The sequence below is a fragment of the Sinomicrobium oceani genome (genome assembly GCF_900119185.1).
GTDB classification, from domain to species: domain Bacteria; phylum Bacteroidota; class Bacteroidia; order Flavobacteriales; family Flavobacteriaceae; genus Sinomicrobium; species Sinomicrobium oceani.
This window is the reverse complement of sequence record NZ_FPJE01000003.1, coordinates 86,399-101,259: the sequence shown is the minus strand read 5'-3', so window position 1 is coordinate 101,259 and position 14,861 is coordinate 86,399. Positions and strand designations below refer to the sequence as shown.

At 47.2% G+C, this 14,861-nt stretch carries 8 protein-coding genes; 7 read left to right on the top strand and 1 reads right to left on the bottom strand.

Annotated features, from left to right (window positions below; genetic code table 11):
• The first annotated feature begins 77 nt into the window (after positions 1-77).
• The 7 genes from BT112_RS03410 to BT112_RS03380 all read left to right on the top strand — a co-directional run bounded on the left by BT112_RS03410 (position 78) and on the right by BT112_RS03380 (position 12,366).
• Positions 78-3,467: a TonB-dependent receptor gene (locus BT112_RS03410; protein WP_072315968.1), complete on the top strand. Its 3,390-nt coding sequence runs from the start codon at positions 78-80 to the stop codon at positions 3,465-3,467.
• Positions 3,468-3,479: 12 nt separating this feature from the next.
• Positions 3,480-4,895 carry a RagB/SusD family nutrient uptake outer membrane protein gene (locus BT112_RS03405; protein WP_072315967.1) on the top strand — a complete coding sequence of 472 codons (1,416 nt, stop codon included), beginning with the start codon at positions 3,480-3,482 and terminating at the stop codon, positions 4,893-4,895.
• Between the two features lies 1 nt (position 4,896).
• Positions 4,897-5,934 (top strand): dipeptide epimerase, encoded by a 1,038-nt coding sequence (locus BT112_RS03400; RefSeq protein WP_072315966.1) that lies wholly within the window; start codon positions 4,897-4,899, stop codon positions 5,932-5,934.
• Positions 5,931-7,292, top strand: a complete 1,362-nt coding sequence (locus BT112_RS03395; protein ID WP_072315965.1) for a serine hydrolase domain-containing protein — start codon at positions 5,931-5,933, stop codon at positions 7,290-7,292. The genes BT112_RS03400 and BT112_RS03395 overlap by 4 nt, the downstream gene beginning before the upstream one ends.
• A 63-nt stretch (positions 7,293-7,355) precedes the next feature.
• A complete protein-coding gene (locus tag BT112_RS03390) occupies positions 7,356-8,612 on the top strand; it encodes a DUF819 family protein (protein WP_072315964.1) in 1,257 nt (418 codons plus the stop codon).
• Between the two features lie 108 nt (positions 8,613-8,720).
• Entirely contained in the window at positions 8,721-9,713 is a 993-nt protein-coding gene (locus BT112_RS03385) for a hypothetical protein (RefSeq protein ID WP_083564775.1), read from the top strand.
• Between the two features lie 145 nt (positions 9,714-9,858).
• Positions 9,859-12,366 carry a hypothetical protein gene (locus BT112_RS03380; RefSeq protein ID WP_072315963.1) on the top strand — a complete coding sequence of 836 codons (2,508 nt, stop codon included), beginning with the start codon at positions 9,859-9,861 and terminating at the stop codon, positions 12,364-12,366.
• A 155-nt stretch (positions 12,367-12,521) separates the two neighbouring features.
• Here BT112_RS03380 and BT112_RS03375 read toward each other — a convergent pair whose 3' ends face one another.
• A complete protein-coding gene (locus BT112_RS03375) occupies positions 12,522-14,810 on the bottom strand; it encodes a GH92 family glycosyl hydrolase (protein WP_072315962.1) in 2,289 nt (762 codons plus the stop codon).
• Positions 14,811-14,861: the final 51 nt, after the last annotated feature.

The window sequence follows — 14,861 nt, the reverse complement described above, 5'->3', positions numbered from 1 at the left end:
GTGTTGCAGCACCTCCCTTCTGTTTCGGATTCGATATTGCTAAAAGGACATCTTAACAATCAAAACCGTTTAAAGTTATGAAAAAAAAGCCACAAGTTACCGGGCAGGCATCATTACGATGTCTTGGCCCTGGTAAACTCTTCCGCATTATGAAGATCTACTCGTTACTCCTTTGTCTGACCATCTTTAAAATATCTGCCTGGAGCACCGCTTCCTACGGGCAGCACGTAGAACTCAATTACCGGAATACAGAACTCCGGGAGATCCTCCGGAATATAGAAAAACAGACCGACTATATTTTTTTCTATAACACCAGTATCATCAATGAAAAACTGAAAATCGATATTCGGCTAAACAGTGACAATATCGCCGAAGTATTACAGGCGGTACTGGCAGATACCGGCATAAAATTCCGTATACTCAGCGAAAGTATCGTACTGTATCGCGAAGATACACCAACCGTTACCGAACCTCCTGAACACGAATCGGAGATCCCTGCATTTGTCGGAGACACTTCCGAAAGCAGTATCCTCCAGGACCAAACGGATATTACAGGAACTGTTCTGGACGATACCGGGGTTCCGCTTCCCGGAGTCAATATTGTTGTGATGGGGACAACTTCCGGTACACAAACGGATTTCGATGGTAAGTTTACGATCCGCGCAGGTAAGGGAGATATTCTCGAACTGACTTATATAGGCTTTAAGAAAGAGAGTATAAAAATTGACGGAAGTAAAACATCATTCAACATTACCCTTCAATCGGAAGCCGATCAGCTCAATGAAGTTATCGTCGTAGCGTATGACAAACAGAGTAAGGCTTCATATACCGGTGCTGCCGTGAATGTCGACATCAAGAAGATCGAAGAAACACCGCTGGCCTCCTTCCAGGAAAGCCTTCAGGGAAATGTTGCCGGAGTACAGATGTCCACGCAAAGCGGGCAACCGGGTGCCGCACCCAATATCCGTATCCGGGGTATCGGTTCTATAAACGCAGGTTCCGATCCGCTCTATGTGGTAGACGGAATACCTGTAGTTTCCGGGAACATCGGCCAGATCGCAACAAGTACCAATACGATTGCAGGCATCAATCCGAAAGATATCGCCTCGGTTACCGTACTCAAGGATGCATCGGCTACCGCTATCTACGGTTCCAGGGGAGCCAACGGGGTGATCCTTATCACCACCAAAAAGGGAAAATCCGGAAAGACCAAATTCGATTTCAGTACCCAGTACGGTGTAAGCAGCATGATACTCCCCGACCGGCTCAAGCCTCTTAATACCAGCCAGCTTTCCGAGCTCCTCGTGGAAGGACGTATGAATAACGGGGAAACCCGCGAGCAGGCCGAAGATTATATATTCAGTCGTATCGACAGCAATGTCAATACCGACTGGGTAGATGTCATCACCCGCAACGGACAATACCAGCAATACAACCTGAGTGCGAGTGGCGGCAGTGAAAAAACAAATTTTTATGCCTCATTAGGTATGTTCGATCAGCAGGGAGTTATTATAGGGATCGATTATAAAAAATTAAACGCGAAACTCAACGTCAGCCATAAGGCAACAGATAAACTAACCATAGATTTCGGGGTTTCGGCCAGCAACCAGAAACTGCATACCAACAGCGATGCGGGAAATGCCGCCAACCCGGTAAGGGCACTGTTCCGGGTAGTCCCCTGGGAACCCGTGTACAACCAGGATGGTTCGTACAACACCGATATTCTGCTCACCTATAACCCCGTAGGACTCGTAAAGGAAAATATCCGGGAGACCAAACTATACGGTATCCTTGGAAATCTGGGGCTTACGTATGATTTCACCGATAACCTGAGCTTCGAAACCAAGGGAAATGTGGATTTCAACCTTGCCGACGAATTCCGTTATGACAATCCTTATTTCGGTGAAGGAAGAAATGACGGGGGGCTCGGACGCGCCTATGACAATAAAATACTCAATTACAATATTACCAACCTGCTCAAATACCGCTGGAATATCAATGAGGATCACAACCTCAATTTTATCCTGGGACAGGAAGCACAAAAGATTACCCGGAGTTCGGTCTATGCTTTTGCCAGCAACTACGGAGCTCCCGGTCTGAAGACCCTCGAAAATGCCTCGGTATACAGGGAAGCATCCAGTAGTAAAACCGCCTCTTCCATAGCTTCATATTTTTTCAACGTCAATTATACCTACCGGAACACATATATTTTTAACGTTACGGCACGAAGGGACGGCTCGTCCAGGTTTGGCTCCGATGTCCGCTATGCCAATTTCGGTTCGGTAGGCTTTGCGTGGAATATCAGCTCGGAAGATTTCATGGAAAAAGCAACATTTGTCGACCGCCTGAAACTGCGCAGCAGCTACGGTATAAACGGAAACCAGGAAATAGGAGATTTTGCTTCCAGAGGGCTTTACGCAACCGGAGAAGACTATGACGGACAGCCCGGTTACGCATACAGCCAGCAATCCAATCCGCTGCTTACCTGGGAAAAGAACAAACCCTTTAACGTCGGGATCGATTTCAGCCTGTTCAACAGGATAGACGGTACTGTCGAATATTACACCCGTACCACGACCGACCTTCTTTTTCAGGTGCCTATATCCGCAACAAACGGACTCACGAGTTACCTGGCCAATATCGGGGAAATGAAAAATTCCGGATGGGAGGTCTCACTGAATTCCGTCAATATCGAAAATCCGGAAGGTTTCGGATGGACCACCGGGCTTAATTTCACTTCCAACACCAATGAAATCACCAAACTACAGGACGATGCACCCATAGTAGACGGGCAGTATATCCGTGAGATCGGGGATGATTTTTATACCTTCTACATGCCCGGATATGCCGGGGTAGATCCTGCCAATGGCGATGCCCTTTGGTATACCGATGGCAGCAAGGTCGAAACTACCAATCAGTATTCCGAAGCTCAGCCCTTTAAACAGGGAAGTGCATTACCTAAGTTCTATGCAGGGCTCACCAATAACCTGAGCTATAAGAACTTTAACCTGTCTTTCCTTTTCTATCTCAATTACGGGAATAAAGTATACGATTACTGGGGCAGGTACACCAACAGTGACGGAAGTGCCGGACTTAACGATCGCGGCAATATGACACAAAACATATACGATAACAGGTGGCAGCAACCGGGTGATATCACCGATGTACCGAAAGTCGTATGGGGAAATACCCAATCGGGCCGTTCCACCCAGCACTCCTCACGCTTTCTTTATGACGGGACTTACCTGAGATTACGCGATGTTACACTCGCATATTCCCTGCCCAAAAGCGTAACGGAAACACTGGCCATCAATAACCTTCGTTTTTACGTAAAAACCACCAATATCCTCACCTGGGTAAAAGATGATAAAATAGAAATCGATCCCGAAGTGGGTATAGACGGACAATCCGATCTCAGGATCCCTATTTCCAAACAGTTTTTATTCGGCGTTGATCTTTCATTCTAAAACTTTACATCTATGATTCGAAATATAACACATACCATAGCCTCACTGCTCCTGCTTTCCTGTATGTTTTCATGCAGCAGTGATTTTCTTGATATCGATCCGGAACAAAACGTTTCGTCAGAAAAAGCCATTACCGACGTCAACACCCTGCAAACTGCCATAAACGGGGTTTACAGTAAGCTGCAAAGCCCGGACTATTACGGACGTAGCATGTATGTCATTCCTGAGCTTATGGCCGACAATCTCGCCTTGAGTACACGCAATACGGGGAGATACCTCGATTATGACGGCTTTGTGGTCAGTGAAGAAGACACCTTTGCCGACGGGCTCTGGAATATCCTATACGAGGTGATTGTCAATGCTTCCAAGGCTATTGACGGTGCCGAGAAACTCGAGGCTATTTCTCCGGAACAACAGGAACAGATCGACCAGCTTACGGGTGAAGCTTATGCGATCCGGGCCCTGGCCCATTTTGATCTCGTCCGTCTTTTTGCGCAACCCTACAATTTTACGGCCGATGCAAGCCATCTCGGCGTTCCCGTAATCAACCGTTCGGAAGACAATGAAATATCACCGGCAAGAAATACGGTAAAAGAGGTTTATGACCAGATCAACAGCGACCTGTCTGTAGCTATGGAGAAAATAGCTGCTGACAGAAAAGACGGCAGGTTTACGTCCTATGCCGTCAAGGCCCTTGCAGCAAGGGCATACCTGTATCAGGAAGACTATGATAACGCCATTGTATGGAGTACTGAAGTTATAGACGACGGCGGGTTCAGCCTGATCTCAAATACCGATTATCCGGAGTTGTGGGCACAAGAATTCAATACGGAATCTATTTTTGAGATCGTAAATACCATTGCCGACAATGCAGGTACCAACGGACTCGGGCACTATTTTGATCCGGATGGTTATGCTGATGCACTGGTCACAACCGATCTTTACAACAGTTATTCCGGTAATGATGTCCGGCTCGAAGCTATCCGACTGGGCGCAAAAACAGGAGCCGAAGAAGAGGCATTGTTCGTTTATAAATTTCCGAAGGGGACCTCCCGCGATGACAATGTCCGTATCCTTCGTCTTGCGGAACAGTTCCTGATCCGCGCGGAAGCCTATGCAAAAACAGGGAAAGATGCCGAAGCCCGCGCCGATCTGCTGAAAGTCGTCAACAGGGCAACTCCCGGAATATCGGAAATTGACGAAAGCGGTACGGAACTCACCGACCGTATTATAGAAGAACGGAGAAAAGAACTCGCTTTCGAAGGGCATCGGCTGTTCGATCTCAATCGGAATAAAAGAGATGTCAGGATCATACAAAGCGAAAATAGTATCGAAGCTTCATATCCCAACGACAGGTTTATTCTCCCAATTCCGTTGAACGAGATTAATGCCAATCCGGATATTTTACCTCAAAACCCCGGTTATTAATATGATTTCCTTATCGTATATCCCCTATACCTTACATAAAAAGCACATTTTCAGAATTGCAGGGGGCGCCAGGACCAATACCCCCCTCGTCCTGGTCCGCCTCCGCTATGAAGGTGTGGAAGGCTTCGGGGAAGCCTCTATGCCTCCGTTGTATGGGGAGAGCATCGCAACCGCTACCGATTTCCTGTCACGGTTAGATCTCTCCCCTTTTCAGGACCCGTTTAACACCGAAGATATCCTGGAGTATACAGATCGTGTTGCTCCGGGAAATCCTGCAGTAAAGGCTGCCGTGGATATCGCCCTGCACGATCTTGTCGGCAAGTTGCTCGGTATCCCGGTTCATTCCTGTTTCGGATTAGCCCGAAAAGAACTCGCTACCAGTAAGACCATAGGTATCGATACTGCCGAAATTATACGGCAACGGGTACGGGAAGCTACAGATTTCAGCTATCTGAAAATAAAACTGGGCGGCAGTAATGACCGCGAAATTATCGATACGGTCCGTGAAGAAACTGCAAAGCCTTTGTATATCGATGCCAACCAGGGGTGGAAACACAAAGAAGAAGCACTCGAAAAGATAGCATGGCTGCAAGAAAAGAACGTGGTATTCATAGAACAGCCCATGCCCAAAACCGCCTATGACGATATGGAGTGGCTCGCAGCCCGCTCCCCTTTACCCATTGTAGGAGACGAAGGCATACAAAGACTTTCAGATGTACTTACGGCAGGGCGTTTTTACCATGCCATAAACATCAAGCTGATGAAATCTACAGGTCTCAGAGAAGCATTCGAAATGGCTGTTGTCGCCCGTAAAACCGGACTGAAAGTCATGCTCGGATGTATGTCAGAAACCTCATGTGCCATAGCCGCCGCATCACAACTGGGGGCATTGGCCGACTGGACAGACCTCGACGGAAACCTCGCTGTTACCAACGATCCTTTTACCGGGCACGTCGTGGAAAAAGGAATTATTAAACCGAACGGGCTCCCCGGAATCGGGTTGAGCACACCGGACTGGAACCATATCAAAAACTTATGAAAATCAAACTATATATAGCATTCGGACTATACCTCATCTCCCTTTTCCTGTTGAGCTCATGTACTTCCGGAAAAAAAGAAGTAAATCCGGAAATAAATAAAGTTAACGATCCGGTACTTGAAGCATTTTTCGATACGTTGTATGCCCGGAAAATGTTTAACGGTGCCGTCGCCGTTAAAAAAAACGGGGAGCTGATTTTCAAAAAAGGTTATGGTACGGCCAATATGGAAAAGCACACCCCGTTTACCACACACACCGCTATGGAGATCGCTTCTGTTTCCAAGCAGTTTACGGCAGCTGCCATACAGATACTCCGGCAACAGGATAAAATCGACGTAGATCTGCCGGCACAGCATTATCTCGGTAAAGATTTCCCCTACGCAGATATCACGGTTAAACACCTGCTTACCCATACCTCCGGTCTCCCGGATTACGAAGATTATTTCCGGAAGCACTGGGATACCACACGTATAGCTTACAACCGGGATATCCTCGCTTATTTCGAAACGGAAAAACCGGAACTCCTAAGCACACCCGGGGTTAAATATCATTATTCCAATTCGGGCTTTGTAGTACTGGCGGAAATGGTCCGGGTAGTAAGCGGTAAATCGCTGGATCGTTTTCTTAAGCAAAATATTTTCGATAAAGCCGGGATGACAAACAGCGGATTCTACGAGCGCGACAGTATCTGGGACCTCGATAATTATGCTCCCGGATACCGGCTCAACCCGGCCACCTGTACGTATGTGCGACCGGAAACACTTCCCGGAAAAAACTATTACCGTTTTCTCAGTGGACGATTCGGTCCGGGGAGGCTCTCTTCGAGCGTAGATGACCTCATCCGGTGGGATAGTATACTGTATACCAATACGATCCTGAATGCCCGAAGTAAAGCTGTTGTCTTCCGGCCACATCCTCCTTCCGGAGACGATTCCGATTACGGTTACGGATGGCATATACAGGAGAGCGACAGTACCGGAAAAATCGTATATCATACCGGGAGCTGGGCCGGAAACCTCTCCTACATCAAAAGATTTACGAAAGATAAGAGCCTTGTGATTATCCTGAACAATACTTTCGAATCGGCATACATGAAAGCCATCAGGGCTGCTGTGGATGCTTACCTTCTGGGAAAACCACTCATACTGCCCCAACCGGAGGCCAGTGACCTTTTTCGAAAAGAGAGTTGTGATCTCCATACACAAGACATCCGTAAATGGGAAAACAATCACCGTGATGTGCTATGGGACAGGAAAAAACTGGAAAAGTTAAGGGCTTTTTACCGGGAAAACGGGGACACAGCAAAAGCGGGGCTCATCACAGAGCTTCTCGCCCGGCCCGGCAGAACAGGTATATAATTTTTCTGTCATGACCGGCAGGTTCACGTTCCATCATTAATAACAAACAAGCAGCTATCACCCATGTCAGAATCACCCACTCCGTGGATAACCAACGATGCCGTAGTATTAGGGATACTCACCGTAACCCTCGGTATTATTTTTACCACAGCTTCCAGCAACAATACCTTCCTGAAACGTTTTTACAGGATCGTGCCCTCCGTGTTGCTCTGTTACTTTATTCCGGCGCTCCTCAATACCTTTCACATTATCAATGGCGGGGCATCACAGCTTTATTTCGTAGCTTCCCGGTACCTGCTCCCCGCAAGTCTCGTGCTACTGACTATAAGCATTAATTTCAGGGAACTCAGAAAGCTGGGAAGCAAAGCTATTATCATGTTCCTTGCCGGAACTGCCGGTATTATCCTCGGTGCTCCCATAGCCTTGTATCTCGTAGGTTCTGTTTTCACCGACGTACTGCATCCCGGAGGAGAAGAAGTATGGAGAGGACTGACTACCATTGCCGGTAGCTGGATCGGCGGTGGCGCAAACCAAACCGCCATGTATGAAGTATTCGGGGCCAGCTCGGACCTGTTTGCACAAATGATTGCCGTAGACGTCCTCGTAGCCAATCTGTGGATGGGCTTTCTACTGTACTGGTCGCAACGCCCCGGGGTTATCGACAAATGGTTAAAAGCCGACAGCACTCCTATTTATGAGCTGGAAAGCAGGCTGGAGAAACAACAGGCCGGACAATGGCTTCCCGTTACGGCGGACAGGCTGATGATCCTGATGGCTACCGGGTTCGGGATTACCGGGCTTTCCCATCTCCTTGCCGATAACATTGCCCCGTTTTTCAGTAAAAATTACCCGCAACTCGAAAAGTATTCCCTGACCAGCAGTTTTTTCTGGCTTATTATTCTCGCCACATCTTTTGGACTGATCCTTTCTTTTACCAGGGCGAGAAAGATAGAAACATACGGGGCCTCCAAAACAGGAAGCGTATTTCTTTACATCCTGGTAGCCACCATAGGTATGCACATGGATCTCGGCGCAGTACTGGACAACCCCAAGTTTTTTCTCATAGGAATCGTCTGGATATTGGTCCATATAACAGTAATGCTTATCGTGGCGCGTCTTATCCGCGCTCCCTTCTTTTTTATTGCCGTAGGCAGCCAGGCCAATATCGGCGGAGCAGCTTCCGCTCCCATTGTAGCGGCAGCTTTCAGCCCCTACCTCGCTCCCGTAGGTGTGCTGCTCGCCGTACTCGGATATGCAGTAGGCACTTATGGCGCCTATATCTGTGGTATTATCCTCAATACTATTTTCGGCTACCTGTAAAATACCTGTTTACAAGGAGTCCCGACACGGAGATATCGCCTTACCTTTGTATGCAGGTATGCATTGTATAGAGTAGCCATACCGTTCAACCTATCGTACAGCTATTATATGATGCGTTTTGCATTTCTCTTTATCCTGGTCAGTATGCCGATCCTGCAATCGTGCAGACAGCATAACACACATCCCGTAGCTTTTTACTACTGGAAAAGTAATGCCGGTATCGGCGATACCGAAAAACATTTTTTTGAACGTACCGGAGCCGATAAATTATATGTCCGCCTGTTCGACGTGGATATACAGGGTAATATTCCCCAGCCCCAGGCTGCCATTCACGCATTTGACCCCGAGTCTCTTGCCGCCGATTATATCCCCGTTGTTTTTATCACCAACCGGACCATGGCACATACTTCCGGTTCCGGGGTGGCCACACTGGCGGAACATGTTCATGAGCTTATCCTGAAAATCATGGCAGATCAACGGATGGGCGTACCGGCAGAGATCCAGATCGACTGTGACTGGACTGCTACCACCAGAGAACGCTTTTTCAGCTTTCTGGGAGAACTCCGGAACATATCGGGACGTAAGATAAGTTGTACCCTTCGTATGCACCAGGTAAAATACCGGGATCGTACCGGTATTCCTCCGGCAGATAAAGTATATCTCATGGCCTATGCCACTTCGGACCCCATAAAAGATGACGGAAAAAATTCTATCCTCGATATTCCGCTTCTGAAAGATTATCTCAAAAACATCGGAGACTATCCCCTCGACACCGATGTCGCTCTCCCCCTCTATTCCTGGGCTATCGCAACCAATCATCTCGGAAAATCCAAACTGATCAACGGGGTTACCGAAGAAGAACTGCCCTCCGCAGTATATCAAAAAACAGGGGAACGGCGATATGAAATACTGGAAGACACTTTTCTGAGAGGTATCTACCTGAATAAAGGGTTTCACTTGCGCATAGAATCGGTTTCACCCGAATTGCTAAGCGAGACCAGAACATTTCTCGAAACAAAGATCAACAAGCCTTTCGGCTATGTCTATTACCACCTGGACAGTCTTTTTATTTCCAGGTTTTCTCCCGACATGCTGAAATAGCCGGGTCGATCAAACCATATAAAACTTTTTTCGCGGTGAAGAAAAAATACCGGAATCCCATGATTTCCTGTTTTACTCCTGATGTATTACCTTTAACTATCCGGTACAATCCGGATGGCAAAACATATTAATTACTGATAACACGATGAAAAATAAGTTTCTATACCTGCTTTTCTTCCCTGCGCTTTTATTCATCGGGGTGGGTTACGCCCATACTCCGGCAGACCATTCGCCCTATTTTTGCGCAGGCGGTTGGGGCGAAGATTATTCGTATTACAACCTCTTTGCCCAGGAAAATATCGAAGAGCCACAATACCAGGCATTCCTGCTTACGTATGAGAACATCTTCTATACCCCGGACCAACCGGATCCTACGCTGAAAAACGAAAATATCGAAGAATGGCAGCAATACCTCGGTACTACCTACGATCAGGCACAGTACCTCGTCTTTGGGTCAAAACGGGAAGATCTCAGGGCCCTGGCTCAGGGTAAGCCGACAGCGGACAGCAAGCTCGGTTTTGCAGACAAAGGCTTTGTAAGCAAACACAAACAGGCTTTGCTGTACCTGGCTTATGCCAAGTACCTGGCTCCCTACATGGCCGTTAAAGGAGATCAGAGGTATTACTGGGGAGACAAGCCCCGACATACCGTAGACGAACTGGATTACGATAAAGTAATCGGAGTCCTCGAAAAAAGCTGGCAGGCCGAAACCGACAAAGAGCTCAAACTCCGTTACGGGTATCAGTTGGTCCGGTTTGCGCATTACAACAGAAATTACCGGGAAGCCGTAGCTTATTTCAATACGCATGTAGAATCCCTGGATCATAAGCCCATCATGTATTATTACGCCCTGGACCAGAAGGGAGGTGCGGAACGCGGATTGGGGAATTTTATGCAGGCCAATGACGATTTTTTCCGTTTTTTCACACACACCAGGAACCGGAAAGAAGAAGCCTATACCTCTATGCGCGTCACCAGGGACCTGGACTTCGAAAAATTACTTTCCGAAGCAAAAACCCCGAATGAAAAAAATGATCTCTACCTCCTGCTGGGATACCGGGATTTCAACAATCCGCTGTCTGCATTACATCAAATTATAAAAAACGACCCCAATGCCCCACAGGCCAAAGTACTTATGGCCCGGGCCGTAAATCAGCTCGAAAGGAATTTCTTTCCGGTCTATTACAGCTGTCCATACAAGGATCCGGACTGTATGGAAAAAATTACCGAACACCACCTTCCGCTAAGCCTCGATCGAAGTGCGGTACCTTTCCTGGAACTGACCCTCGAAACCGCCCTGCAACAGGTACGCGACGATAACGTAAGGGAAAAAGAATTCTGGCAACTCACGACTGCCTGGTTGTATTTTATCCGGGGCGATTATGAAACCGCACAGGATTACCTCAAACAGTTCAGCTCCGAAAGTGCCGGATTATCTGCCCAGAAAGACAGGCTCGACATGTTGATCACCATAACACAGCAACAAGAGATTACCAAAGACTTTGAAGACGTCTTGATGACAAAATATAAGGATGTCCTCCTTGTTTCTCCTTCGGATTATGATCCGTATTCCGGTCGTAGCGGCAGTACACGCGGATTTATTACCGATGTTCTTGCCAATCGCTACCTGTTGCAAAAAGATTATGCCAAGGCTTTTCTCCTGCAGAATCATATTGATGCTCTCGAATATAATCCCGATATGGAAATACTCGATGCTATTGTAGAACTTCATAACAAAAAAGGTAAAAATGATTGGGAAAAAATGCTGGCAGAAAATATTCCGACCGTGACCTACGATTACCAGGTCAGAAAATATCAGCAAAATCCCGAATTCGACTTTGAAAGCTATGTGGCCAATATGAAGGGGAACATCTATCTTTGGAACGGAGAACCGAAAAAAGCATCGGCTGCCTTTGAAAATGTTCGTAAAATCTCCGCTTCTTTACTTAATTTTGAGGGCATTACTTCTGAGATATTCGGCTTTAACCGTATCGAATGCTTCGAATGTCCCGAAGCCGGTGTCATACAGACCGACTATCTCGACGAATTTCCGTTTGTAAAATCATCCATGAACAAAAAAGAACTCTCCGATGCTATTATACGATTACAAAAAACAGGAGAAGGAAACGGTGAAAAAGCAGCCAAAGCCAATTATCTTTTAGGGAACTTTTATTTCAACACCTCTCTCATAGGATACTACAGACAAATGCTGACATTTAGTAGTGGTAACGGTAAAAATTCTAAATTTCACAATTATTTCTACTGGGGCAGCCACTTTATCCCCACGCCCCCGCACCATATCCTCTATTTCAAGGACTATACCTGGAAACCCTGGTATCAGGACAATTTCCACCGTCCGCTGGATTTCCTGGATAAGGCGCTCGACCAGACCCGTGAAGATGAGCTGAAAGCCAGGATACTTTTCGCGGCTTCCAAATGCGAACAGGGGATTTTTTACAGCATCCAGGATGATGAAGAACTCAATAATGTAGAAAATCTTGACTACAGGGAGCGTAAAAATCAACTTCTCGCGATCAAGACCTCCAGGTACCGGAAATATTTCAAAGCGCTCAAGGCCCTTGACCATACTTCGTTTTACAAGGAGGTAAAGTCTAACTGTAAATATTTTGACTACTACAGTACCTATTATTAAGTCTCAGTCACCACCAACAAAAAAAGGGCTTATGGTTATTCGAATACCATAAGCCTTTTACGTTATAACTACCGCCATATCGCAATCATGTACAGCCCTTTCCGGGACTCCTATTTTACCTGTGTCAAAACCGGTTATCGACCGTTTTTTAGTTTTTACGGTAACTTTTCCCCGGAAGGGGGTGTAGCGGCCTCATCGCTTCCCCATGTTTTCCGGGGACGGTTGCCCATCACCAGTTTCAGTATTCCTCCATTGCGGATATCTTCGTGAGAAAACCACGGTTTATCCAACGGTTTTCCATGGAGTTCGGCAGATTGTATATAGTTGTTTTCTTCCGCATAATTTTCGGTAATGACTTCAAACTTCTTTCCGTTGTCCAGGTGGATCACGGCACTTTTAAAGAAGGGGCTGCCTATAGCATATACCGGCATGCCCGGAGTAACAGGATAAAACCCAAGCTGCGAAAAAACAACAAAAGACGACATCCCGCCACCGTCTTCGTCTCCCGGAACTCCCATGAGGTCATTCCTGAACCAGGTTTTGACCAGTTTACGGATACGCTTCTGCGTTTTCCACGGTTGACCCGCATAATTGTAGAGGTAAGGAATATGCAGGGAGGGCTCATTAGCCATGGTAAACTGCCCTACATTCCCGGTCTGATCGGGAAGTTGTGCATAAAACCGGAACTTTCCCGTACCCAGCGGTTGTGCGAACATGGAGTCGAGATTCTGTACAAACTGCTCTCTTCCGCCCATCAATGCGATAAGATCGGCAATATTGTGTTGTACATCCCAGCGATAGGTCCATGCATTGTTTTCGCCATAATAATTCCGTGCCCCGAGTCCGCCGGAAAAAACATAATCGAAAGGTTCGATAAACTTCCCGTTTTTATCTTTGGGGTGAAAAAACGAGGTCTCCGGGTTAAAGAGTTTCCTGTAATTATAGGATTGTCCCAGAAAATGGCGGTAATCCTCTTTCAGGTCGAGTTCCTTCGCTATTTCCGCCAGACACCACTGATCGTATGCTGTCCCCAGGGACACTGCTACAGGCTGTCGCTTCTCGAAAGTGTTGACTTCCGGAACGGTTTCTTTCTCATCCGGGTAAAGTGCGGGGATATATCCGTGTTCTTTATAGAATGCGTCGAGCCATCCTGCGGGTTTACCGGACCACGGAGCAAGTGTTTTTTCGGTAATGGCACCTTTGGCCGCCCGGTATGCCTCCTCCAGGTTGAAGCGACGAAGGCCTTTCCTGTAAGCATCGATAAAAGAAGCCACGGCATGATTGGAATTCATCCTTCGGCTGTCACCTGTTATTTCCGGGAAGGTAGGCATCCAGAAATCATCCATTTGTTCTGCCATAAGCAGGAAGGAATGCAGAATATCTTCTTCTGTTTTCGGGTCTACCAGAATGCGTAACGGATGATGCGCCCTGTAGGAATCCCAGATCCAGTCGTCCGTATAAAAAGGACGCCCCCCGTCTTCGTGGACCTTCCCGTCAAAAGCACTGAAATAACGGCCGTCTTCGGAAATACAGACGGGACGTTCATAGGTACGGTAAAGCGAGGTATAAAACACTGTTTTGTCCTCATCGGAATCTCCCTGTACTTCGATCTTACCCAATGCTTTGTTCCAGGCTTCCTTACCCGATTGCCAGAGCTCGCCAAGGGCTTTCCCGGCTACTTCGCGCTCCATATTGGCTTGGGCCTGTGCAGCGTCTATAAACGAGATCCCGTACCGTAAGACAAGTTTTTCTTGCTTTGCCGGAAAGGTAGCTGCCAGTGCCGCATGTTCTCCTTCTGCCTTGTTTCCTTCTTCCGCAGTCCCTGAGGTGATTATTTGTACTCCCGAGGGTTGTTCCCCCGGAACAGCGTAGATATATACCCTGGTAGTATTGGCCAACTGCTGATAGCCGGAAAAAGCCGTTCCGTCCCACTCCATCAGTCCGTTTCGGGAAGCCAGCACAAGGTGGCGTTCCGTTCCTTCTTTTTCAAAATCCAGCTCGTACATCCCGGCCTGGTGTGAAAGGCCATAATGCACTTCTATGGCTTCATCGTCCAGGTAAACACTATAGGAGTACGGATTGATCTTCTCCCTGTCGTAGCTGTAGTCTGTTACGGTTCTTATTTTCCCGCTGTCCAAACGGTTTACAGGGCTCAGGTTAAATGCCGAACTCCCGCGGTGGCTGGTCACCACAAGCGGAAGACCATGAAGCAAATCGCCCGTATAGTCATTTCTTTCCGGATATACCCGCAGCATGCTGTTGGGCAAATGGATTGTAGGAAAGGTAGGGACCAACAGGTGGCTGATATTTCCCATATAAGGGTTGACGTGATCTACAGGTGTATCGGAAGGTAATATTTCAGTTTCCGGCCGGTCGGGCATATTACACCCTCCCAGCATCAGTATACTACATACCGCAAAAGTAATTCCGGGGATAATTCTCATTGAATATTGATTTGATTTTTAAAGTTCGTCTTTTATCCGAATAGCGCTTTC